The following is a 23,056-nucleotide window of genomic DNA, read 5'->3' as shown; positions in this document are numbered from 1 at the left end:
CACGGCCGGCGGTCCGGCCGGGATCTCGGGGAAAGAGGCAGTCCTGTCGGTACCGCGCCGTGAGCGGAGGATCAATGCGCGGGAGGCATGACGCTCGTTTGACGCTCCGAGCCTTGAATCGTGGGAAGTGAGGGTCGAAGAATGGTCATGACCTGCGGTTTTCGTTGCAGCGCACGCTGTGACGTCTTTCCGATGACGTCGCACGTGGAGTGCGTGGCGATCCTGGAGCCTGCCGCAAAGGGCTTATGATCTGCTGTTTCTTCTGTTCCTGCTAGCTTCGGGCGGTGGCCCCGACCTGTTTCCGCGGGCGCGTGACGTGGACTGTGTCGAGGTGTCGGACAGTGCTGCCGATCTGCTGTTTCCCAGGCTTGTGTGTGGGATCACGGATGCAAGGCCCCGATTCCGCATGGACGGGAGTACATCGCCTCGACGCTCATGTGACGCTCGACCTGATCGGGCATCAGGTGGATGGGTGCTGCTGGTCTGCCGGATGCCGGTACCTCGATTCAGTCCGCGGTCCGCGCGCGGCACCGCACCTCGACATGGGCGACGGTCGCGGGTTTCGCCGCGTCGTACGTGGTGGCCCAGGCCAGGCCGTTCGCGCGTAGTCGTTCCCAGCGGGGCCGCCGCAGTCGCATCCACGCTCGTTCGAAAGTTTCGAAGGTCGCGCACATGCTTGCGTTACGTCTCTTCCTTATCTCACTCCATCCCTCACAGCAGTTCGCGTGAGAGTTAGCTTGACCAGCGAAGACGTACTCGCCAAGACCTCTTCTGTCAAAGAAATATTTCCGAAAGGCTGTCGAAACTGTTGACAGGATCATGGCGTTTTGCGAAAACTGTGGCCACCGAACGACAGGAGAACGTCGTTCCCCTCGCGTCATGTGGCCGGGGATGGCGGTCGGTCGTTGCGGCACGACGACGGGCGACCCCCGCCGTGTTCCATGCAAGGCCGCGGGCAGCAGAAGCCGCCCGCCCCCCCACCAGCCTTCATCGGGAGGACGCATGCAGCAGGACGGCACGCAGCAGGACCAGATCCAGCAGAACCCCGCTCCCTTCAGCGGCTTGAGCCGACGAGGCTTCCTCGGCGGCGCCGGCACCGTCGCGCTCGCCACCGCGTCCGGACTGCTGCTGCCCGGCACCGCCCACGCCGCCACCACCATCACCACCAACCAGACCGGCTACGACGGCATGTACTACTCGTTCTGGACCGACGGCGGCGGCTCCGTCTCCATGACGCTCAACGGCGGCGGCAGTTACAGCACCCGGTGGACCAACTGCGGCAACTTCGTCGCCGGCAAGGGCTGGAACACCGGCGGGCGCAGGACGGTCCGCTACACCGGCTACTTCAACCCGTCGGGCAACGGCTACGGTTGCCTCTACGGCTGGACGTCGAACCCCCTGGTGGAGTACTACATCGTCGACAACTGGGGCAGCTACCGGCCCACCGGCGAGTACAGGGGCACCGTCTACAGCGACGGCGGCACGTACGACATCTACAAGACGACGCGGTACAACGCCCCGTCCGTCGAGGGCACCCGCACCTTCGACCAGTACTGGAGCGTCCGGCAGTCGAAGGTGACCAGCGGCTCCGGCACCATCACCACTGGCAACCACTTCGACGCCTGGGCGCGCGCGGGCATGAACATGGGCCAGTTCAGGTACTACATGATCATGGCCACCGAGGGTTACCAGAGCAGCGGAAGCTCGAACATCACGGTCAGCGGCTGACCTCTGTCCGGCGAACAACCGGCTGCGGGCTCCGTCCTCGTGGCGGGTCCCGCAGCCGTGGCGAACTCGCCACCGCGGCGGGAGCGCCCCCGGCCGAAGGCTGGGGGAGGGTCGACCGGTTCGACAACCAGCACTTCCACACAGCGATCGGCGACATCCCACCCCACGAGCACGAGACCAACCACTACGTTCAACACCAGCCCCCAACCGGCAGCTGGAGTCAACGCATAGAGCCTCCACCGATTCCCGGACTGGTTCAGGTCCCTGCCCAGATGGTTCGGCATGGTTCGGCAACACGCTCCAGTCCGGGTACCTCATCGGCACCGGCGGCCGGTCCCGGATGCAGATCGCCTCGTCCGGGAACATCGACGGTGACGGATTCACTGACCTCATCGCCCGGGACACCTCCACGGGAACTCTGGACGTACCACGGCCGCAGCAGTGGTGACGCTGACGGAGACGGCACTCCCGACACCGCTGGCACCGAACCAGCCTCCCGCGGGAACCATGGCCAACCGCACCGCGTACGCCACCGGTTGGACAACTGCCGCCCGCCCGCTGATCACCGCGACAGGAGACTCCCACAGCGACGGAGTCCCCGACCTGTGGACGACGGCCTCCAACTCCACAGCCGGACTCCACCTCGTACCTGGCCGACGGACTGGTCAGGTCGGTCCACCGTCAGTCGTCGGGACCGGCGGTCGGAGCGTGATGAAGCGCGTCTCCTGAATCCCCACGGGAGGCGGCAGGCCTGACCAAGCCGACCGCCTCCCGGCACCTTCCAAGGGGCGCGGAGGGCGTCAGGCGGAAGGGGCGCGGATCGTGCTGACCGCGCACGGCAGGCCCAGCCGTTTGCGGCACACACCGACCTTATGCGCGCCAGACCTCGACACCGTGTCCCGGGTGGAGACGCATCAGGGTTATGTAGAGGGTGGCAGCGCGAGCGTTCTCCCCGAGGAATTGCCACAGCCCTTCTGGGTCGGATAGGCCGATCATCGGAGGCGAAGGTCGAGGTCAGGTATGCAATTCACGGCTCGCCCGGCCCTGAGCGGCATGTTCGTGTCCAGGAGGATCAAAGTAGGTTGCTCCGTCCCGGGCGGTGAGCAACAGGCAGGACACGCCTTCCAGGCCCGGAGCGGTCTCGTCAGTGGATTTCGATCACACTGCCCCTTCGACGGCGGGCCTCTCGTGCGCACCGACGCGTCTCCACCGACGTGAGGCTCCGTACCGGGGGAGGTGCTGCGCAGGGAGTCGTGACGCGCCAGATCGCCGGTGCCGAACCGATGTAGGGCCGTGACGCTCGTTTGACGCTCCGGGCGCCCGACGGCCCTCACTCGGGCCCCAAAAGCATCTCTGACCTGCTGTTTTCCCGCTTGCGTCCAGGGTGACATGTTTCCGATGACGCACCACGTGGAGTGCGTGGCGATCCTGGAGCCTGCCGCAAAGGGCTCCTGACCTGCAGCTTCTCCTGCTCCTGTCGATCTCGGGCTGGTCGGATCGACCTGTTTCCGTGGGTGCACGACGTGGAGTGCGCGGCATGCCGGACACATTGCTCCGACCTGCGGTTTCAGCCAGGAGGGCAGGGGTGGCGAGCATGCTGCGGCGGTCTTCGCCGGGAGGGTGAGCGTCGAGCCCACTGAGCAGTACGGATCGTGAAGGTGCCCGGGGGCCGGTGTCCGCGGAGCCCGGGATGCTCGTCATGGCGGAGCCTTGGCCACGATCGCTGGGCAGCAGGAGAGGTCCCCGGGCCGCCCCGGGCCACCCGGCCTCACCGGAGCCGCCAGCGATCACGACGTACTGCGTCCCCGCGGGAATTCCGGACCGGGGCGGCGGAGGCTTTTGGGAGTGCATGCGCTGATCGTGCACGCGGTGACTTCGTTGTCGTCGCCGCGCCGCTCCGGGTGTCACGGGGCGAGGAGAACCTTGAGGGCTTCGCGCCGGTCCATGGCGCGGTAGCCGTCAGGGGTCTGCTCCAGAGTGAGGGTGCGGTCGAAGACGCGGCCAGGGTCGCGGGTGCCGTCCAGGACGGCGGGCAGCAGCTTCTCGATGTAGGCGCGGACGGGAGCCGGGCCGCCGGTGAGGGTGACGTTCGGGCCGAAGAGGCTCCCGAAGCCGACGGGGGCGTCCTCGTACTGGGGGACGCCGACGCGGCTGATGACGCCGCCGGGGCGGACGGCTCCGATGGCCATCTCGTAGGCGGGCATGTGGCCGACGGCTTCCAGGACGGCGCGGGTGCCGTGGCCGCCGGTGAGGTCGCGGACCCTGGCGATGCCCTCGTCGCCGCGTTCGGCGATGACGTCGGTGGCGCCGAAGTACCGGCCGAGGTCGGTACGTTCCTCGTGGCGTCCCATGAGGATGATGCGCTCGGCGCCGAGCTGTCCGGCGGAGAGCACGGCGAGCAGGCCGACGGCGCCGTCGCCGATGACGGTGACGGAGTCGCCGGGCTTGACCTGGGCCTGGTGAGCGGCGTGGTAGCCGGTGCCGTAGACGTCGGCGAGGGTGAGCAGGGAGGGCAGGAGTGCCTCGTCCACGTCGTTCGGGAGCTTGACCAGGGTGCCTTGTGCCTGGGGGACACGGATGGCCTCGGCCTGGGCGCCGCCGACGCCGGCGGCGGCGAAGAAGCCGCCGTCGGGGCAGGAGGTGTGCAGGCCGGCGCGGCAGAACTCGCAGGTGTTGTCGGCGAAGGCGAAGGGCGCCACGACCAGGTCGCCGCGCTGGAGGCCGGAGACCTCGGATCCGGTCTCCTCGACGGTGCCGAGGAACTCGTGGCCCATCGGCACCGGGCCGTCGGCGGCCGTCAGGGAGTGGTACGGGTGCAGGTCGCTGCCGCACACGCAGGAACGCAGGACGCGGACGATCGCGTCGGTGGGCTGCTCGATGACCGGGTCGGGGGCGTCCTGGACGCGGACATCGCCGGCTTCGTACAAGAAGGTGGCTCGCACGAGCGTTCCTCCTAGCGGTGACGATCAGGGGGTGGCCGGGGATCAGCGGGGTTCGAGGCGCAGGGTGGAGGCGCGGGCCCGCTCGGTCAGCACGTGCTCGACGATGCTCGTGTACCGCCCGTACTTCTCCCGGTAGGCCGCGTCCACGTCGGCGAACTCGCCGGGCCCCGCCGCGCGGAAGGCGACGTCGGCCTGGACGCCTCCGGCCGTGATGCGGCCCTGGTGGCGGGACTGCGTGCCCCGATACCAGGGGCCGTTCACGCCCTTGACCGAGCGGACGTAGACGTGGTCGCCCGTCCGTACGACCCACATGGTCACCGGGCCGCGGAGAGTGCCGTCGGCGCGTTCGGACTCCAGGTCCAGTTCCTCCGCCGTCCCGATCTTCTGCAGGTCCGAGTCGTTCCAGGTGATCATGGTCCTCACCTTCTGTGTCCTCTGTTTCTGTGTCCTCTGTGTCCTCTGTGCGGCTGGGAGGTGATGTCAGGCTTCGGGGATGGCGCGGCCGAAGGCGGCGAGGGTGACGTTCTCTGGCTCGGGACCTCCGCGGCGGCCGGTCTCCAGGCCGTCGAGGGCCTTCATCTCGTCCGCGGTGAGTTCGAAGTCGAAGACGTCGATGTTCTCGGCGATCCGGTGGCGCTTGGTCGACTTGGGGATCACCGAGCGGCCGTGCTGGAGGCCCCAACGCAGCAGCACCTGGGCCGGGCTCTTGCCGTGCGCCTCGGCGATGCCGATGACCACCGGATCCTGCAGGACGCTCTTGCGGTTCTCGCCGTAGCCCGGGTAGAAGGTGATCCCGCCGATGGGGGACCACGCCTGGTTGAGGATGTGGTGCCGGTCGTCGAAGTCGAGGACGGCGCGCTGCTGGAAGTAGGGGTGGATCTCCAACTGGTTGACGGCCGGCACGACGGAGGTGGCGTCGAGCAGCGCGGTCAGGTGATCGACCATGAAGTTGCTGACGCCGATGGCGCGGACCTTGCCGTCGGCCAGGAGCTTCTCCAGGGCGCGGTAGGCCGCGAGGGTCTTGTCGAAGTCCGACGGCAGCGCCTGGTGCAGGATCAGCAGGTCGATCCGGTCGACGCCGAGCTTGGCGGCGCTCTTGTCGAAGCCGTGCAGGGTCTCGTCGTAGCCGTAGTCGCTGATCCAGACCTTGGTCTCGACGAAGATCTCCTCGCGGGGCACCCCGGAGTCGCGGACGGCCTGGCCGACCTCGCGCTCGTTGCCGTACGCGGCGGCGGTGTCGATGTGCCGGTAGCCGAGGTCGAGCGCCGCCGTGACGGCGGCCCGGGTCTCGTTCGGCGGGGTCTGGAAGACGCCGAGCCCGAGGGCGGGCATCTCGACGCCGTTGTTGAGGGTGAGGGTCTGCATCACAGGGACCTTTCGTTCCGGGTGGCCCGTGCGGGCACGATCAGGGTGAGTACGGTCACGATCGACGGCGTGAGCAGGACGGCCGAGCCGGTCAGGGCCGCGTCCGAGCGGGACGCGATGTCGGCGGCCGCACGGCCGGTGGAGACGGCATGGTGACCCCTGCGTCACTCGGCACATGGGGGGCGCCCGGACGGCTCGGGTCGGCGACGTGCCCGGCACGGACGTCGCCGGCCCCGTAGGCGGGTGCTGCGCGCACGGTGTTCCTTCGAGTCGGCTGTGATTCCAGGCCCGGTCTCGGACCGCCAGTTTCCGGCCTTTCCCGGGTAACTGCACGTCGGCCCACGAGCGGGAGTCACTGCTCTTCCGGGTACTGGCAGTACCTCGCAGGCCCGCTCGGACAGACCTGACGTGAAGATGTCGGCACGACACAGGGTGATCAAAAGGAGGTCGCAGTGCCCCCGGCTCCGGTATGCACACCAGCCTGGCGGCTGAGCCGCACCGTCTGTCCCGCGCCGCCCTCCCTCATCGGCGACGTCCTGCCCGGCGGCACACGGGCCGGGCTCGGGGCGAGCACGCTCCACACCGCCCTGCGCCCGGCGCCGTCCGCCGCAGGCGTGGCCGACGACAACACCAGGATCTGAGCATGGCCGAGCACCATGGAGCAGCTGGAGACGTTCCTGCCCGCCGCCGGCGTCACCCTCCCGGCCGACGTGCTCGACGCCATCGATGACATCGTCGCGCCCGGGGTCACAGTCAACCCGGTCGACAACAGCTACGGCGACTTCGAGCTGCGGGCCGACCGGCGGCGACGCTGACGCGCGGTCGCCCCGCCGGGCCACGGCCGCTCGACTCCGCACGCCAAGGCCACCGCGACAGTTCACCGGCGCGGTGGCCGCCCGGGGGCATCGTGCCGTGCCGGTGGCGTGTCGGCTGCCATGGGAACCACGGGTGACGCCCGTGTGACGCTCCGAGCGCCGGACAGCTCTGGAGAGCCGTGGTAAATGCCCTTTGACCTGCACATATGGTGGACCGCGTTCCGGTGAGATCTTTCCGATGACGCATCACGTGGAGTGCGTGGCGATTCTGGAGCCTGCGGCGAAGGGCTCTTGATCTCTCCCTCGGCCGAGTCTTTCCGCCGCCGGAGCGCCTCGATCTTCGCGGTGAGGCCGTCGTGCAGTTTCTGCCGGTCGCGCAGCGCCTGGTCGGAGGAAACTGCCTGCTCTTCACGTGATGGCTGATCCCTTCGGGGGGTGAGTGCGGCGGGTTCGGCCGAGGGCCGAGGTCCCTCTGGCATGAGGTACTTCCTGAACTCCGGGAGCGGCCACGGCCGCAAGGGGCAAGGAGTGGGTCGGGAGGAGGGCACTCGGCAGCGCATCGGCCCCTACGGCCACCCCCGGTTCGTCACCTGTTCGGCTTCGTCGTTCTCGACCAGGCCGATCCGGCGGCGTTGCCGTCCGCCCGATGTCTCCTCAGCGGTCGGTACCCGCTACGGCTGCTCGTCCCCGCCGTCCGCCGAAGCCCGGTCGTCCTCCTCGTCCCGTTCCCCCTCGGCTTGCGAGGGAGTGGTCCGGTCCGGCTCCGTGGGCCGTTCCTCCTCGTCCCGTTCTCCCTCTGCCTGTGAGGGGGTGGTCTCGCTCATCACATCACCTTCTTTTCCTTGTTTTACGCCGTCGCCACGGGCTTTGGAGTTCCCCGGGTCCCCGGAAGAGGCGTGCGTCAACCGTCCGCGGAGGCCCCGCGGTGGCCGGTGGCGTGCGGCACCGGCCGACGGAGGCGCCGCCGAACCCGCTCCAGGGACGACATCACCCGGGTTGAGAGCGTTCGAGGAGGGCACTCGATCGCGTGGATGTGTGGATGTACGGCCTCTGGCCCATGGCGGAGAGGAGAGGCGCCCATGAGCGTCATCGAAGGCGCTGTCGACGTCGACGTCCCGGTCCACATGGCTTACAACCAGTGGACTCAGTTCGAGTGCTTTCCCCTGTTCATGCGCGGCGTGCGCCGGGTGGACCGGCCGAGTTCCTCCATGACGCACTGGGTGACCAGGGTCGGCGGCGTGACTCGCGAGTTCGACGCGGAGATCACCGAACAACGCCCCGACGATCGAGTGGTGTGGCGCACCGTGGGGAGGTCCCGCTCGACCGGTGAGGTGCGCTTCCAGGCGCTGGGGGAGACCCGTTGCCGGGTCGCCTTCCGGATCGATTTCACTCCGCGCGGCGCCGCCGAGCGGGCCGGGGACGCCCTGGGTCTGGTCCGCAGGCAGGTGCAGGAGGATTTCCGGCGCTTCAAGGAGTACATCGAGGGCCAGGGCCGGGAGACCGGGCAGTGGCGGGGGACGATCAGTGGCGGCCATGTGGAACCGGACTCCGACCTTCTGCCGCCGCGGGTGCCGAACTGGCCGACCGGCTGAGAAACGGCCATGACGCCATAATCGATAAGAGGATATTTCCGGTAGCGCCATCATTCGCCGTCTCCCGGCTCGGCGGGGAGCGGTGGAGGCGAGTGGAACAGAGCGGAAGGTCGATGCGGTGCGAGAGTCATCGAACGGTGATCCGGGCGGCGAGCAGGCGAAGATCACTCCGCCGAAGACGTGGGCGGCCGGTGTCCCGGCGGTGGCCCACGCGGTGCGGTACTCCCTCGCCGAGACTTCGGCCCGCCGTACGGCACTGAACCTGCTCGACATCAACCAGACCCAGGGCTTCGACTGCCCGGGCTGCGCCTGGCCGGACCCCGCGCCGGGCCAACGCCACACGAACGAGTACTGCGAGAACGGCGCCAAACACGCCAACGACGACGCCACCACACGACGCGTCACCCCCGAGTTCTTCCAGCGGTATTCGGTCTCCGAACTGGCACGCGGCTCGGACCGGTGGCTGAATCAGCAGGGGCGACTCACCCGGCCCATGGTGAAGCGGCCGGGCGCGGACCACTACGAGCCGATCAGCTGGCACGACGCCTTGGGGCTGATCGCCGATGAACTGCGGGCCATGGACTCGCCCGACGAGGCGATCTTCTACACGTCCGGCCGGGCCGGCAACGAGACCGCCTTCGTCCTCCAGCTCTTCGCCCGGGCCCTGGGGACCAACAACCTGCCGGACTGCTCCAACATGTGTCACGAGTCGAGCGGCGCGGCGCTGCACGAGACGCTGGGAGTCGGCAAGGGTGATGTGAGCCTGCTGGACATCCACCACGCCGATCTCGTGCTCACCCTGGGGCAGAACCCGGGCAGCAACCACCCCCGCATGCTCTCCGCGCTGGAGGAGACCAAACGCGGGGGCGGACAGATCGTCGCCGTCAACCCGCTCCCCGAAGCGGGCCTCATGCGCTTCAAGAACCCGCAGAAACCGCGCGGGGTCGTCGGCCGGGGCACCAACCTCGCCGACCAGTTCCTCCAGATCCGGCTCGGCGGCGATCTCGCCCTCTTCCAGGCCCTGAACCTGCTCCTGCTGGAGGCCGAGGACGCCGCGCCGGGGACGGTGCTGGACCGGGATTTCATCGACCACCACACCAGTGGGTTCGAAGAGTTCGCCGACCACATCCGCACCACCGTCTCCTGGCCGGACGTCCTGGCGGCCACCGGCCTGACCCGTCGCCAGATCGAGGAGCTGCGGGACCGGGTCCTGGCCAGCGAGCGGATCGTCGTCTGCTGGGCGATGGGGCTCACCCAGCACAAGCACGGGGTGCCCACCATCCGTGAACTGGTGAACTTCCAGCTCCTGCGGGGGAACATCGGCAGGCCAGGAGCCGGCGTCTGCCCCGTACGCGGACACAGCAACGTCCAGGGGGACCGGACCATGGGCATCTGGGAGCGGATGCCCCAGCACTTCCTGGACGCCCTCGAACGCGAGTTCTCCTTCACCCCGCCCGCCCGGCACGGCCTGGACACGGTGAACTCCGTCCGGGCCATGCTCGAAGGCCGGGCCAAGGTCTTCCTCGGCCTCGCGGGCAACTTCGTACGGGCCGCCCCCGACAGCGACCTGACGGAGAAGGCGATGCGTCGCTGCCGCCTCACCGCGCACATCTCCACCAAGCTGAACCGCTCCCACACCGTCTGCGGCGACACCGCGTTGATCCTCCCGACCCTCGGCCGCAGTGAAAGGGACTGCCAGAACGGCGAGGAGCAGTTCATCACCGTCGAGGACTCCATGAGCCAGGTGCACGCCTCGTCCGGGCGCCTGGACCCGGCGTCCAGCCACCTGCTCAGCGAGGTCGCGATCCTCAGCAGGCTGGCCCGCCGGACACTGGCCGACAAGGTGCCCGTGCCCTGGGAGGACTTCGAGGCGGACTACGGCACCATCCGGGACCGCATCGCGCGGGTCGTCCCCGGCTTCGAGAACTTCAACACCAAGGTGCGCAAGCCGGGCGGCTTCGGCCTGCCGAACCCGGTGAACGAGGGTGTCTTCCCCACCCCCGGCGGCAAGGCGCTGTTCACCCTCAACAGCTTCGAGGCGCTGCGCGCCCCCCAGGGGCATCTCCTGCTGCAGACGCTGCGCTCCCACGATCAGTGGAACACGGTGCCCTACACCACCAACGACCGGTACCGGGGCATCCACGGCTCGCGTCGCATCGTGCTCGTCCACCCCGCCGACCTGCGTGCCCTCGGACTGGAGGACGGCTCCCAGGTGGACGTGGTCAGTGTCTGGGAGGACGGCACCGAACGTCGTGCCGAGGACTTCCGGCTCGTCTCCTATCCCACGACCGCCGGCTGCGCCGCCGCCTACTACCCGGAGGCCAACGTCCTGGTGCCGCTGGACAGCGTGGCCGCCACCAGCAACACGCCGACGTACAAAGGCATCGTCGTACGCCTGGAGCCACGCTCGGGCGACCACGCCTCCGGGGTCGTGGAGCGCCCGTGACGGCACCGACGAGCGGCGTCGGCGAGCGCTTGCGCGATCTCATCGGCGTTACGGTCCCAGGTGCTCTCCACGTGTCGGACTCTTCGGTCGGGTGCGGGAGTCGGCGGCCTGCCGGGGACGAATGCCGTGGCATCGGCCCCTGAGAGCCGGATGCCGCCCTTCGCTCGCCCGGTGCGCAGGACGAGGCTCCGCCGACCTCGGCGGCAGACACGCAAGCCCCTTGGCCGGAGAGCACCCTCCGAGGCTATCGATAATCACCTACTATCTACGCAAAACAGAATTATTGCGACGATTCTTGAATTCGGCTTCCGTGCTCGCCGCCGCTGGAGTGCCACGTACGGCCCGGGACCCGCCTTGGCCGACGGGAGCAACGGCTCCCCCTCCCGTGCCCACTGCTCGTTCTCCGGGCCGGACCGGTCACCGGGTGTCGTCGGGGCGGAGCCGATCGGGCAGGCAGCGGCATCCCGGTCGCTCTGTCCGAGTGAGGGCGTTTACCGCGGCTGTTTCGGGTGAACCCGGCTCCGGGAACCGGGACGTGCTGGTGAGGATGTACCGAGGGTCGCTCCAGCGCGTCCGTGCCACGAGTGCGGGCGGGGAGTGCCCCGCCCGCTTCGCCGGTCGCGCGTTCGCGCACCGGTGCCGGAACAGCCGGCTCGTCGCAGCCACGAGACGAAAGGCAGAGCCATGACGGAGATCCGACCCGCCACCACGACCGACTCGGGCGCTCCTGCCGAGAGCGACGAACACTCGCTCACCGTAGGACCCGGGGGCCCGATCCTTCTGCAGGACGCCTATCTGATCGAGCAGATGGCGCAGTTCAACCGGGAGCGGATCCCCGAGCGCCAGCCGCACGCCAAGGGAAGCGGGGCCTTCGGCCACTTCGAGGTGACGCACGACGTCAGCGCGTACACCAAGGCGCCCCTGTTCCAGCCGGGCGTCCGCACCGACCTGGTGATTCGCTTCTCGACCGTGGCCGGTGAGCGCGGCAGCCCGGACACCTGGCGCGACCCGCGCGGCTTCGCGGTGAAGTTCTACACCAGCGAAGGCAACTACGACATGGTCGGCAACAACACGCCGGTGTTCTTCGTGAAGGATCCGATGAAGTTCCAGCACTTCATCCGCTCGCAGAAGCGCCGCGCGGACAACAACCTGCGCGACCACGACATGCAGTGGGACTTCTGGACCCTCTCCCCGGAATCCGCGCACCAGGTCACCTGGCTGATGGGAGACCGCGGCATTCCGCGGACCTGGCGCCACATGAACGGCTACACCTCCCACACCTACATGTGGATCAACGCCTCGGGTGAGCGGTTCTGGGTGAAGTACCACTTCAAGACCGACCAGGGCATCGAGTTCTTCACCCAGCACGAGGCCGACCAGATGGCGGCGGCGGACACGGACTACCACATGCGGGACCTGTTCGAGCACATCCGCGACGGCGAGTTCCCCAGTTGGACCCTGAACGTGCAGGTCATGCCGTACGAGGACGCCGTGGGGTACCGGTTCAACCCGTTCGACCTCACCAAGGTGTGGCCGCACGGCGACTACCCGCTCATCCCGGTCGGCCGGATGACGCTCGACCGCAATCCGACCGACAACCACGCCGAGATCGAGCAGGCGGCCTTCCAGCCCAACAACCTGGTCCCGGGCATCGGACCGAGCCCGGACCGCATGCTCCTGGCCCGGCTGTTCTCCTACGCGGACGCCCACCGCCACCGGATCGGCGCCAACTACCAGCAGCTCCCCGTGAACGCGCCCGTCGTCGACGTCCACACCTACTCCAAGGACGGGGCGATGGCCTACCGCAAGACGACGGATCCGGTCTACGCGCCGAACTCCAAGGGCGGCCCCGCGGCCGACACCGCCCGCTACGGCAGCCCGCCCAGCTGGGAGGCCGACGGCGAGATCACCCGCGCCGCCTACGTCTCCCACCCGGAGGACGACGACTGGGGGCAGCCCGGCACCCTGGTGCGCGAGGTCATGGACGACGCCGCACGCGACCGCCTGGTCGACAACGTCGTCGGACACCTCCTCGACGGTGTCACCGAACCCGTCCTCGAGCGGGCCTTCGCGTACTGGTCCAACATCGACGAGAACATCGGCAAGCGCATCGCGGACGGGGTACGGGCCAAGGCCCACGAGAAGGACCCCAAGGCCGCCGAACAGGGCAATCCCGCACGGAGCTCCATGCAGCGCAAGGCGTGAGACTCGCGCGAGCCCGCCGGGCCGGCACACGGCCTCACCCGTGAGCCGCCCGGCAACCGGCGACGCCCTGCCCGACCGGATGCTTCAGGGGGACGGAGCGGGGTACTCCACGGGGCGTGATCAAGCACGCACCGTGGCGGGGACCGGCTGCGAACCCTCGCCCGGCGCCGCGGGCACTCCTGTGCCGGGTCGGGGGAGGGCGACTGTGTCACCCGTGAGGCTGCTGCTCCTCTCCGATACGCACGTGCCGGTACGCGCCAAGCGGCTGCCCGCCGAGTTGCTGAACGAGATCGAGCGGGCCGACGTCGTGATGCACGCGGGGGACTGGGTCGACATCCCCACGCTCGACCTGCTGGAGGCACGCGCACGGCGGCTGATCGGCGTGTTCGGCAACAACGACGGCCCTGAGCTGCGCGAGCGGCTGCCCGAGGTGGCCCGGGCGGAGCTGGGAGGCCTGCGGTTCGGCGTCGTTCACGAGACGGGCCCGGCGCGGGGGCGGGAAGACCGCTGCGCCCGGCGTTTTCCCGACCTGGACGTCCTGGTCTTCGGTCACAGCCACATCCCCTGGGTCACCAGTGCGCCGGGCGGCCTGCGTCTGCTGAATCCGGGGTCACCGACGGACCGCAGGCGGCAGCCGTACTGCACGTACATGACTCTCGTCGTGGCGGACGGCGTGCCGGGCGAGGTCACCTTGCACCGACTGCCGAGGCGCTGACCGGCGATCCGCCCCCTGCGCAACAGCACCGGTCGGGCAACGTTCACCGTCGGGACGGGCCTTACGGGAGAGGGGTGCCGCCGGTGGCGTTGACGATCTCGGCGGTGATGTAACTCGCCTGCCCGGAGCGAAGAAAGTTTTGAACGTGTTCAATGATGGGGGTGCGGCCACTCCGGTCGAGTGACCGCACCCCGCCCCCGGTGAGAGGTCCGCAACGATGAGCCGTGCACCGCAGAGCCGCCCCCGCCCCCGTTGTCGCCGTGCGGCCCGGATCGTCGCCGTCGCATACGTCGTCGCCATGATCGTCGGTGGGCTGAGTGCGGGAGCCCAGGGCTCCACGCCAGCGGAACCGTTGGTGTCCTGGCTGTCGCAGCCCGGGCTGAACGTGCTCTACGTCTTCGTCCTCATGCCGCTCGCCGTGATGCTCGGCGACCTTGGTGGGGGAGGGGGCGACGCAGTCCCCTACAGCCTGGCTCTCTCGTGCGGGCTGGGGGCGGCCGTGAACGTGCTGCTGGTGTGGGCGGCGACGTGTTTCGTGCGCGCGGTCGCCGCCGACCTGCCCGCGTGCCGGAAGCGCCGTACCGCCGTCCGGTGACGGACGGGGCGCGCCGAACGGCAGGCGGCGGATTCCCCCGATGCCTGCGAGAGTGAACGAGTGAGGCCTCACGGCCGGGTACGGGCGGAGGCCGGTGATCCGAAGAGGGCTGGAGGGCGGATGGCCGTACGGCACCGACTGATCGAACGCTCCGTGGACGAGGTGTGGGCGGTTCTCGCGGACGGGACGCGTTACGCCGACTGGGTGGTGGGCACGTCCGAGTCGCGGCCCGCGGAGGGCGTGTGGCCACAGGTCGGCTCCAGCATCACGTACACGATCCGGCTGGGACGGTGGTCGGTGGCGGGAAGCACCATTGTCCGGCGGTGCGAGGCCCCGGCGGTGCTGGAACTGGAGGCCGACAGCGGCCGGCTCGGCACCGCCCGGATCGCCCTGGAGGTCCGCCCGTGGGGTGAGAACGCCTTGGTGACCATCGACGAGCACCCCCTGCGCGGACCGGCCGGGAAGCTCCACAACACGGTCATGGACGCGCTGATCCAGCTGCGCCACCGCAGCATGCTCGCCCGACTGGCGGACACCGTCGAGGAGACCCCCGAGGGCGCGCACCAGGCGGTCTGAGGGCGGCCCCCGCGGCCCCCGCGGCCGCCCGGAGAGCACGGCGCGGCGGCCGGGCGGACTCGGACCCGCGAGAACACAGGGAGGCAACGATGCCGGCCGCGGTGGTCATCGGCGCGGGACCCAATGGTCTCGTCGCCGCGAACAAGCTCGTCGACGCGGGATGGAGTGTGGAGGTCCTGGAGGCCCAGCCGGAACCCGGCGGCGCGGTCCGCAGCGACCGCGGCGCCCACACCGACTACGTGAGCGACGTCTTCAGCGCCTTCTACCCCCTCGCCGCCGCCTCCCCGGTCCTCGCGGGTCTGGAACTCGGGAAAGAGGGGCTCACCTGGAGCCACGCTCCGCGCGTCCTCGCGCACCCGCTGCCGGACGGCCGGTGCGCCGTCCTCGCGCGCGGAGCCGCCGAGACGGCTGCGGGCCTGGACACGTTCGCGGCGGGCGACGGGGACGCCTGGCTCGACCTGTGCACCGCGTGGGAGCGCCTGAGCCCGGACGTCCTGCGGGTTCTCTTCACCCCCTTCCCTCCGGTCCGGGCCTCCCTCCGGCTCGCCGCCGGGCTCCGGGCGGCCGGGGGTCTCCGCCTGGCGCGGACCCTGCTGCTGCCCGTCCGCCGCCTGGGGGAGGAGTCGTTCCACGGCGAGGCGGGACGGCTGCTGCTCGCCGGCAGCGCGCTGCACGCGGATCTCGGCCCCGAAGCGGCGGGCAGCGGAGGCTTCGGATGGCTGATGTGCATGCTCGGACAGGCCTACGGCTTTCCCGTGCCGGTGGGCGGAGCCGGGGCGCTCACGGCGGCCCTGGTGCGCCGGCTGGAGCGGCGCGGCGGTGTGGTCCGCTGCGGGGAGCGCGTGACCGAGGTCGTCGTACGCGGCGGGCGGGCCGTCGGCGTACGCACCGCGGGAGGCGAGTCCGTACCGGCGGGCCGTGCCGTACTCGCCGACGTGTCCGCACCGGCACTGTACGGCGAACTGGTCGACGCCCAGCACCTCCCCGGCCGGCTGCTGAAGGACCTGTCCCGGTTCCAGTGGGACTCCGCGACCTTCAAGGTCGACTGGGCGCTGAACGGCCCCGTGCCCTGGACGGCCGGGCAGGCGGCCTCGGCGGGAACGGTCCACCTGGCCGACGGAGTCGACGGTCTCACCCGCTTCGCCGCCCAGCTCGCGACGGGCCGGGTGCCCGACCGGCCCTTCCTCCTCTTCGGGCAGATGTCCACCGCGGACGCCACCCGCTCACCGGCCGGCACCGAATCGGCCTGGGCCTACACCCACGTCCCGCAGCGGATCAAGGGCGACGCGGGCGAGGACGGGCTGACCGGGCTCTGGGACCGGAGGGAGGAGGAAGCCATGGCCGACCGCATGGAGAACGAAGTCGAACGCTGGGCGCCGGGATTCCGCTCCCGCATCACGGCCCGGCGCGTTCTCTCGCCGCGCACACTCGAGTCGATGGACGCCAACCTGCACGAGGGCGCGATCAACGGCGGAACGGCGTCCCTGCACCAGCAGCTGGTGTTCCGGCCGACACCCGGCACCGGGCGCCCCGAGACGCCGGTGAAGGGCCTGTACCTCGCCTCGGCCTCCGCCCACCCCGGAGGCGGTGTGCACGGCGCCCCCGGCGCCAACGCGGCCGGCGCCGCGCTGAGCGGCCTCGGCCGCCTGCGCTCGGCCCGCGTGCCGTGGACCGCCCGAGCCGGGCGGAACACCTGAGAACAGCCACCACACCGGCGCAGCAGCGGTACGGGTTCTCCCGGCCGAGCGGAGCAAGGGCTCCTGACGGGGTGCCACGTGGCGTCTTGACGGCCATGCCAAGGGCGGGGCGGACGCTTCCGCCTTGTCCGGTGCGGACCCGTCGTCACCGAGGCGCGTTATCGCGTTGCCAACTCGTGTGTTCAAGTGGACAGTTGATGACTCCTGCACCGAGTTGAGCCGGAAGGGCAGCAGAGATGAGAGTGACACTGGCCGTCGATGCCGGGGACGGAGACGCGGCCGGGGCTTCGGAGGACCTCTACCAGTGGCTCCGCCAGGACCCTGATCTGCGCGTGCTCGTCCGCCGGGAGGTTCCCGACGCGCTGCCGGACGGAGCCATGGGCGCCCTGGGGGAGCTGATCTCGCTGCTGCTGGCTCCCGGCGGTCCGACGGCGGCTCTGGGGGCGGCCGTCGTGGTGTGGCTGCAGGGCCGCCGGGGCAATCAGACCGTCACCCTCAGCCTGCCGGACGGCACCCAGGTCGTGGTCTCCTCGGAGAAGGTGCGCGGTCTGACCGCCGAAGGCGCCGGTGAGCTGGCCGAGCGGGTCGCCGCAGCGCTTCAGCAGGAGCGGAACCCACGGACGGCGGCGCCGGGAACGCAAAGGCCGCAGGGAACGCAAAGGCCGCAGGGGACACAAGGAATCCAGGAGACACGACACACGGCGGAGGACGACGGTCGCGTCGGCCCGTCCGGAGGAGCGGGCTGACGATGACTCCGGGGGACGCGTCGGATTCACCGGCGAGAGGGGACCTGGCGGCGACCGGCTGCCACGCACTGGTGGTCGGGACGGCCGCCCATCCGGGACGTCACCTGCCCGGTCTGCCGTCCGCCCTCCGGTCGGCGCGGGACGTGGCCGAGACGCTGAGCACGGTGTGCGGCATGGGCGACCGGGTCACGCTGCTCACCGATCCGACGTCGCCGAGCGATGTCCTGGAAGCGCTGGCGACGGCCATCGACCGCGCCGAGCCCACCGAGCAGCGGTACGAGCGCGGAACCGTCCTCCTCTACTTCGTCGGGCACGGGCTGCGCGGACCTGGCCGGCAGCTCTACCTGGCGACGGCGAGCACCAAGTCCCAGACCGACCTGGCGCACTCCGTTCCCTACACGGAGATCGAGCGCTACCTGAGCGACGCCGCCGCCGACCCGGTCGTGATCCTCGACTGCTGTTTCGCGGGGAACGCGCGGGAGCCCGGCCGGCCGGCCGCCGCGGACCCGTTCGCCGGTGCCCGGCCCACCGGCAGCTACCTGCTCGCATCGGCGATGCGCGACGCCCTGGCGTACGCCCCGCCGGACGCGGAGCACACCCTCTTCAGCGGCCGGTTGCTCGGCCTTCTGCGGGAGGGCGACGCGGGCGGCCCGAAGTGGCTGACGCTGGGCGGCCTCTACCGGCTGCTCGACCAGCGGCTCCAGGGCAGCGCCGCCCGCCCGTACGGCGGGGGCACCGCGCGCATGAGCGAGCTGGCCCTCGCCGTCAACCGGCGGTACGAGCCGCTGCCGGGCCCGCCCACCGAACAACGGGCGGCCGACGCCCCGGACCCGGACGCCGCCTGCCCCTACCCCGGCATCCTCCCCTTCCTTCCCGAGCAGCACCGTCTCTTCTTCGGCCGCGAGGAGCTGACCCGGGAGCTGCTGCGCCGCGTCGAACAGGCGCGACCCGGTGAGCCGGTGGTCCTGGTGGGACCGTCGGGGGTCGGCAAGTCCTCGCTCCTGCGGGCGGGGCTCGGCGTGGCCGCGGAGCAGGCGGGACTCGGTCCCGTGCGGCTGGTGTCCGCGCCGGGCGAGTGGCCCTTCCGCAGGCTCGCCGAGGAGTGGGCGGCGGCGGTGGGCAGGGCACCCTCCGACGTCGTACGGGACCTGGAACGCGGGCGTTTCAGCCGGCCCGCGGCGACGAGCGGCGGGGCCGGGACCGGGCAGGCACCGCGTCTCCTCGTCATCGACCAGCTCGAGGAGTACTTCACGCTCTGCTCGGACGAGGCCGAACGCGAGCGGTTCGCCGCCGCCCTCACCGCGGGAGCGGGCGAGGGCGAGGACGAGGAGGGGGAGGGGGCCGGGGGCCCGCCGCCCGTTCCGCGTCTCGTCCTGGCCCTGCGCGCCGACTACTACGGCGACGCCCTGAGCGACCCCCGTCTGGCGCCCGTCGTGCGGCCGGGCCACTTCGCCGTGCCCGCGCTGGCCGACGAGGAGGTCGAGGCCGCGATCGTGCGCCCTGCGGAGTACGCGGGCCTGCGGTGGGAGGAGGGCGTACCGCAGCTCCTGCGGCGCGACGTGAACGAGGAGCGACGCGCCACGGGTGATGCCGCGGCGCTGCCCTTCCTGGCCTACGCCCTCCCCGAGATCTGGCTGCGGCGCCGGGGGACGACGCTGACGTACGCCGGGTACGCCGCCGCCGGAGGCATCCGGGGCGCGGTGGCCACGGCCGCCGACAGGATCCACGACTCCCTCGACGACGCAGGCCGCACGGCGCTGCGGAGCCTCCTGCTGGCCATGGTCCACGTCGCCGACGGCGAGGGGCGGCTGGTCCGTCGCCGGGTGCTGCCGGCGGAACTGGCCGGGAGCGAGGACCTGTTGCGCCGGCTCGCGGACGCCCGCCTGGTCGTCGTCGACGAGGAGGGCGGGGCGCAACTCGGCCACGATTCGCTGCTGCACGCGTGGACGAGGCTGAGCGGCTGGATCGACGAGGTGCGGGACGACCTGCTGAGACTCCGCCGGCTGACCGCGTCGGCGGAGGGCTGGGCCGAGGCCGGACGCAAGCCGAGCGGCCTCTACGAGGGCGATGCCCTGGAAGAAGCGAAGAAGCTCACCACGGACCACACTGGGCCGGCCCGGAAAGCCCCGTTCTCCCGGGCCGGCAGGAAGACCCGGGACGGCCGGCCGGCTCAGGAAACCCGTCAAGCGGCCACCGACGGCCCGGCCGTCGCAGCCGCGCCGGCGGTCGTCCGCGTGCCCGTCCCGCACGTGGTGGGGGATTTCGTCGCCGCGAGCGACCGCGCGCAGCGTCGGCGACGCCTCGTCACGCGGGCGTGGATCGCCGCCCTCTCGGCCCTGGCCGTGGTGGCGGCGTCCCTCTTCGGGTGGGCGTTCCACGAGAACGGACAGGCGGCGAGCCGGGAGAAGAGCCTGATCGCCAGGGAGCTGGCCGCCAAGGCCGACGCCCTGCGCGAGCGCGACCCGCAGACCGCGCTGAGCATCAGCCTGGCCGCGTACCGCACGGCGGTGACTCCGGAGACCCGCTCCAGCCTGTACGCGGCGTCGATGACCGTCACACCGGTCCGGCTCGTGCCCGAGAAGCAGTATCGCGCAGCCGTGCTGAACGTCGCCTACAGTCCGGACGGCAAGGTTCTGGCCGTGGGTCACCGGGTCAACGGGACCGAGGGCGGCCGTGTCCAGCTGTGGGACGTGTCCGCGCCGACCAGGCCCGTCGAAGCGGGCCGGTTCACGCTGAAGAGCAGTACGGTCATCGCCTACCATCCGCGCTCACGGATCCTCGCCGCACAGTCGGCGGACGAACTGACGCTGTGGGACACCACGGACCCGCACAAGCCGAGACGGCTCTCCCTGGTGCGGCTCGCCCACCAGGAGACGTACACGCTGGCCTTCAGCAAGGACGGCCGGACCCTCGCGGCGGGCAGCAGGACGGGCAGCAAGAAGGGACTGCTGCGGCTGTGGAACGTGGGCGACCCCGCCCGGCCCGCACTGCGGGCGCAGCGGACGGTCGCCACGTCGGAATTGATCTCTTTGGCCTTCACCCGCGACGGAGGCCATCTGATCACGGGCAACGGCAACGGGGACACGGACAGCGAACCCGCGCAGGTGCGGCTGTGGGACGTCGGCGACCCGGACCGGCCCGTGCTGCGGGACACGGAACGGGCCGAGACGGTCATGGCGGTCGCCGCCCACCCCCACCGCGACCTGGTGGTCGCCACCGGCGCAGCCGGAAAGATCGCCTGGTGGGAGGTGACGGACGGGCGGGACCTACGACGCGTGGAGGCGGAGGAGTACGGGGACACCTGGGGCATCCACGACCACGGCATACCGTCCCTGGCCTTCAGCGGGGACGGCAGGTTCCTGGCGGGAGCGGACCGCGACCACGGCGTCCGACGGGCCGACATGGCCGGGAAGGTGTCGGAGCTGGTCAACGGCCTCCCCGGGGTGACCCTGTCGACGGGGGAACCGTCCCAGTCGGTCGCGTTCAGCCCGGACAGCAGGTATCTGGCGGTCGGCGAGGTGGGCGGAGAGATACGGGTGTGGCCCGACCGTCCCCGGGCGCCGGCGTTCACGGGCGGCGTGCACGCCGTGCCCCAGATGGGCAGCAGCCCGTTCAGCGCCGACGGTGAACTGGTCATCGCCTCACAGCAGGACGACGCGGGCCCCACGACGAAGGTGTGGGACGTCAGCGACATCAAGGCGCCGAAGGCCCGGCACACCCTGCCGAGGGGATGGGAGGCGAAGTTCTTCCTGACTCGCCGCGGGAAGCCGACGCTCCTGGCCCACCACTGGATCGAAGGGCCGGACCACACCCTCCAGATCTGGCAACTGGAGCCCGACGGGACCGTGAAGAAGAGTTCCGGCATCCGGTTCACCGCCGACATCCCGAGCATCGCTGTGAGTCCCGACGGCATGCTCCTCGCGGTGGGCTCGCACGAGGAACCCGACACCGCGCTGTGGGACATCCGGGATCCGGCGAAACCCGTGCGCCGGGGCACGGTCGCGGTGAGGGCGAGCAGCGCGCTCGGGAGCTTGGGAAGCCTGTGGTTCGCCGGGGAACGGTCGCTGGCGACGACGGAGAACGGCCGGCACCTCAGGTTCTGGGACGTCTCCGACCCCGCCCGCCCCCGCAAGGACGGCCGCATCGAGGATGCGGCGTCGATGGAGGGCGCGATGTACTACGCCCCGTCCCGGCTGCTCGTCACCGAGACGGTGGCGCACGAGATCCGGCTCTGGGACCTTTCCCGGCCCGCGCACCCCGTCGAGGGCGGCCTGCTTCCCGCCGCACCCAGGGGCTACTTCCCGACGGGCGAGGGGAAGTTGGCGGCGACGCTGAACAACGGAAGCGTCCAGTTCTGGGACGTCTCCGATCCGGCACATCCCGAAAGGACGGGCCACGACCTCCGGTTCGACCACGCGGTCAGGTCGATCCGCATGACGCCCGACGGCCGCTACGCGGTGACGAGCGAGCCCTACCGCCTCTGGTCCGTCAGGGAGGACGGACGGTGGAACACCCCCGAACTCCTCACGTTGCAGTACGCGTCCGCGGTGCACGTGCCCCCGGCGGCATCGTCGCAGTCCCCCCGATGGCTGGCCGTCACCTATCGGGACACCTCCGGCATGACACCGGAGATGACCTACGTGCTCGACTTCGACACCGACGGCCTCTACGAGGACCTGTGCACGGCCTACCCCTCGAGCGCCCCCGAGGACCTGTGGAAGCAGATGTTCCCGCACCTGTCCTACCGCGCGTCCTGCGACTGACTCCCTGGGGGCGAGGCGGAGCAGCAGGCACAGCCGTGCCGTCCCAGCCTCACCCGGGTGGGCCCACGGAATGACTCCGAGGCAGGCAACGGCCAGCACACGACGTACGTCGTCCGGTGCCTGCCCGGTGGGTGAATCCGCTGCTGGAAGCACGTTCGGGTTCAGCCGAACAACGGCGCCAGCGCCTCCTCGCTCGCCAGGATCCGCCACGCCGGAACCCGCACCGTGCGGCCCACCGGGCATGCCGTCGCCCCGTAGCCCCCGGACGGCAGCCCGGTCAACAGGTCGCCCCGCGCGTGCGTCAGCCGCAGATGCCGCGCCGGGTCACCACTGTCCGGCCGCCCGACGACGATCGTCCGCTGCGGCACACGCGCCAGCCAGATCTGCACCCCGGCGGCGACCAGTGAACCGGCACTGATCACCAGCCCGATGGTGTAAGCCGACAGCCCGCCCTTCTCCGTCGGGCCGGCCGCCGTGCCCTGCCGGGGAACGTCCAGAGCCGCCCCGGGGTCGACGCCGGCGATCCCGGCGAGCAGCTCGCGCGCTTCCTTGCGCGCACGCAGCGGGTCCTCGTCGACGATGGAGATCCGGTACCCGGTCCGGTCCTCGGGCATGGCGGTCACAGCGCTTCCCCTCGGTCTGCCGCGCTCCTGAGGGAGGCATGAGCGGCTGACGTTAGTCGGCGGGTCCGACACCGGCGCCCGAGTTCCGAAAACCCGTCAGGCGTTGGCGGAAAGCGGCTGACCGGAGGTGGTACGGGTGTCTCCGAGGACAGCCATAGCTCCGCTCATGCGGTCTTGCCCGGCCCGTTGACGCGTGGCGCGACCGTCCAACGCGACGCCAGAAGCGTCACTATGAGCAGACTCTGCCC

Annotated in this window: 18 protein-coding genes; 12 read left to right on the top strand and 6 right to left on the bottom strand. The window is 70.6% G+C overall.

Going from position 1 to position 23,056, the window contains the following annotated elements; all coding sequences use genetic code 11:
* Positions 1–506: 506 nt before the first annotated feature.
* Positions 507–638, bottom strand: coding sequence for a hypothetical protein (locus AOK11_RS46180; protein WP_276204817.1), 132 nt, complete (start codon positions 636–638; stop codon positions 507–509).
* 364 nt (positions 639–1,002) lie between these two features.
* On the opposite strand from AOK11_RS46180, the gene AOK11_RS12585 reads away from it, so the two are divergent.
* Positions 1,003–1,728: a glycoside hydrolase family 11 protein gene (locus tag AOK11_RS12585; RefSeq protein WP_055593770.1), complete on the top strand. Its 726-nt coding sequence runs from the start codon at positions 1,003–1,005 to the stop codon at positions 1,726–1,728.
* Positions 1,729–3,632: 1,904 nt separating this feature from the next.
* Here the strand turns inward: AOK11_RS12585 and AOK11_RS12580 are convergent.
* From AOK11_RS12580 to AOK11_RS12570, 3 genes are all read right to left on the bottom strand, one after another.
* A complete protein-coding gene (locus AOK11_RS12580) occupies positions 3,633–4,670 on the bottom strand; it encodes an alcohol dehydrogenase catalytic domain-containing protein (protein WP_107098566.1) in 1,038 nt (345 codons plus the stop codon).
* Between the two features lie 42 nt (positions 4,671–4,712).
* Positions 4,713–5,084 carry a DUF2255 family protein gene (locus AOK11_RS12575; RefSeq protein WP_055593769.1) on the bottom strand — a complete coding sequence of 124 codons (372 nt, stop codon included), beginning with the start codon at positions 5,082–5,084 and terminating at the stop codon, positions 4,713–4,715.
* Between the two features lie 66 nt (positions 5,085–5,150).
* Positions 5,151–6,035 (bottom strand): aldo/keto reductase, encoded by an 885-nt coding sequence (locus AOK11_RS12570; protein WP_055593768.1) that lies wholly within the window; start codon positions 6,033–6,035, stop codon positions 5,151–5,153.
* 452 nt (positions 6,036–6,487) lie between these two features.
* Between AOK11_RS12570 and AOK11_RS42780 the strand changes: the two genes are divergently transcribed.
* Positions 6,488–6,676, top strand: a complete 189-nt coding sequence (locus AOK11_RS42780) for a hypothetical protein (protein ID WP_157869343.1) — start codon at positions 6,488–6,490, stop codon at positions 6,674–6,676.
* Between the two features lie 15 nt (positions 6,677–6,691).
* A complete protein-coding gene (locus tag AOK11_RS41715; RefSeq protein WP_240497317.1) occupies positions 6,692–6,850 on the top strand; it encodes a hypothetical protein in 159 nt (52 codons plus the stop codon).
* A 671-nt stretch (positions 6,851–7,521) separates the two neighbouring features.
* On the opposite strand, the gene AOK11_RS43395 is transcribed toward AOK11_RS41715, so the two are convergent.
* Positions 7,522–7,674 (bottom strand): hypothetical protein, encoded by a 153-nt coding sequence (locus tag AOK11_RS43395; protein ID WP_167353786.1) that lies wholly within the window; start codon positions 7,672–7,674, stop codon positions 7,522–7,524.
* Between the two features lie 255 nt (positions 7,675–7,929).
* Between AOK11_RS43395 and AOK11_RS12560 the strand changes: the two genes are divergently transcribed.
* The 9 genes from AOK11_RS12560 (at position 7,930) to AOK11_RS12520 (ending at position 22,185) form a co-directional block, all read left to right on the top strand.
* Positions 7,930–8,442 carry an SRPBCC family protein gene (locus AOK11_RS12560; RefSeq protein ID WP_055593766.1) on the top strand — a complete coding sequence of 171 codons (513 nt, stop codon included), beginning with the start codon at positions 7,930–7,932 and terminating at the stop codon, positions 8,440–8,442.
* Positions 8,443–8,560: 118 nt separating this feature from the next.
* The gene (locus AOK11_RS12555; RefSeq protein ID WP_055593765.1) at positions 8,561–10,888 is read left to right on the top strand and encodes an FdhF/YdeP family oxidoreductase; all 2,328 of its coding nucleotides are present in this window, start codon (positions 8,561–8,563) and stop codon (positions 10,886–10,888) included.
* A gap of 684 nt (positions 10,889–11,572) precedes the next feature.
* A complete protein-coding gene (locus AOK11_RS12550) occupies positions 11,573–13,093 on the top strand; it encodes a catalase (RefSeq protein ID WP_055593764.1) in 1,521 nt (506 codons plus the stop codon).
* Positions 13,094–13,307: 214 nt separating this feature from the next.
* The gene (locus AOK11_RS12545; protein ID WP_055593763.1) at positions 13,308–13,808 is read left to right on the top strand and encodes a metallophosphoesterase family protein; all 501 of its coding nucleotides are present in this window, start codon (positions 13,308–13,310) and stop codon (positions 13,806–13,808) included.
* A 217-nt stretch (positions 13,809–14,025) separates the two neighbouring features.
* Positions 14,026–14,403 (top strand): hypothetical protein, encoded by a 378-nt coding sequence (locus tag AOK11_RS42775; RefSeq protein WP_157869342.1) that lies wholly within the window; start codon positions 14,026–14,028, stop codon positions 14,401–14,403.
* Positions 14,404–14,523: 120 nt separating this feature from the next.
* Entirely contained in the window at positions 14,524–14,979 is a 456-nt protein-coding gene (locus tag AOK11_RS12535) for an SRPBCC family protein (protein WP_055593761.1), read from the top strand.
* Between the two features lie 89 nt (positions 14,980–15,068).
* Positions 15,069–16,676 (top strand): phytoene desaturase family protein, encoded by a 1,608-nt coding sequence (locus AOK11_RS12530; protein WP_055593760.1) that lies wholly within the window; start codon positions 15,069–15,071, stop codon positions 16,674–16,676.
* A gap of 236 nt (positions 16,677–16,912) precedes the next feature.
* Positions 16,913–17,422, top strand: coding sequence for an effector-associated constant component EACC1 (locus AOK11_RS12525; protein WP_157869341.1), 510 nt, complete (start codon positions 16,913–16,915; stop codon positions 17,420–17,422).
* 2 nt (positions 17,423–17,424) lie between these two features.
* Positions 17,425–22,185, top strand: a complete 4,761-nt coding sequence (locus AOK11_RS12520; RefSeq protein ID WP_055593758.1) for a caspase, EACC1-associated type — start codon at positions 17,425–17,427, stop codon at positions 22,183–22,185.
* A gap of 161 nt (positions 22,186–22,346) precedes the next feature.
* Here the strand turns inward: AOK11_RS12520 and AOK11_RS43940 are convergent, their stop codons facing one another.
* Positions 22,347–22,799, bottom strand: a complete 453-nt coding sequence (locus tag AOK11_RS43940) for a hypothetical protein (protein WP_240497320.1) — start codon at positions 22,797–22,799, stop codon at positions 22,347–22,349.
* Between the last annotated feature and the right edge of the window lie 257 nt (positions 22,800–23,056).

Source organism: Streptomyces hirsutus (assembly GCF_001418415.1).
Classification (GTDB): Bacteria; Actinomycetota; Actinomycetes; order Streptomycetales; family Streptomycetaceae; genus Streptomyces; species Streptomyces hirsutus.
Note: the sequence above shows the minus strand (reverse complement) of the source record. Positions and strands in the feature narration are given on the sequence as shown.

Excerpts from the sequence above, each read along its gene's own strand:
- AOK11_RS46180 (WP_276204817.1), bottom strand. The coding sequence starts at position 638 with ATGCGACTGCGGCGGCCCCGCTGGGAACGACTACGCGCGAACGGCCTG.
- AOK11_RS12585 (WP_055593770.1), top strand. The coding sequence starts at position 1,003 with ATGCAGCAGGACGGCACGCAGCAGGACCAGATCCAGCAGAACCCCGCT.
- AOK11_RS12575 (WP_055593769.1), bottom strand. The coding sequence starts at position 5,084 with ATGATCACCTGGAACGACTCGGACCTGCAGAAGATCGGGACGGCGGAG.
- AOK11_RS12570 (WP_055593768.1), bottom strand. The coding sequence starts at position 6,035 with ATGCAGACCCTCACCCTCAACAACGGCGTCGAGATGCCCGCCCTCGGG.
- AOK11_RS41715 (WP_240497317.1), top strand. The coding sequence starts at position 6,692 with ATGGAGCAGCTGGAGACGTTCCTGCCCGCCGCCGGCGTCACCCTCCCG.
- AOK11_RS43395 (WP_167353786.1), bottom strand. The coding sequence starts at position 7,674 with ATGAGCGAGACCACCCCCTCACAGGCAGAGGGAGAACGGGACGAGGAG.
- AOK11_RS12560 (WP_055593766.1), top strand. The coding sequence starts at position 7,930 with ATGAGCGTCATCGAAGGCGCTGTCGACGTCGACGTCCCGGTCCACATG.
- AOK11_RS12550 (WP_055593764.1), top strand. The coding sequence starts at position 11,573 with ATGACGGAGATCCGACCCGCCACCACGACCGACTCGGGCGCTCCTGCC.
- AOK11_RS42775 (WP_157869342.1), top strand. The coding sequence starts at position 14,026 with ATGAGCCGTGCACCGCAGAGCCGCCCCCGCCCCCGTTGTCGCCGTGCG.
- AOK11_RS12535 (WP_055593761.1), top strand. The coding sequence starts at position 14,524 with ATGGCCGTACGGCACCGACTGATCGAACGCTCCGTGGACGAGGTGTGG.
- AOK11_RS12530 (WP_055593760.1), top strand. The coding sequence starts at position 15,069 with ATGCCGGCCGCGGTGGTCATCGGCGCGGGACCCAATGGTCTCGTCGCC.
- AOK11_RS12525 (WP_157869341.1), top strand. The coding sequence starts at position 16,913 with ATGAGAGTGACACTGGCCGTCGATGCCGGGGACGGAGACGCGGCCGGG.
- AOK11_RS12520 (WP_055593758.1), top strand. The coding sequence starts at position 17,425 with ATGACTCCGGGGGACGCGTCGGATTCACCGGCGAGAGGGGACCTGGCG.
- AOK11_RS43940 (WP_240497320.1), bottom strand. The coding sequence starts at position 22,799 with ATGCCCGAGGACCGGACCGGGTACCGGATCTCCATCGTCGACGAGGAC.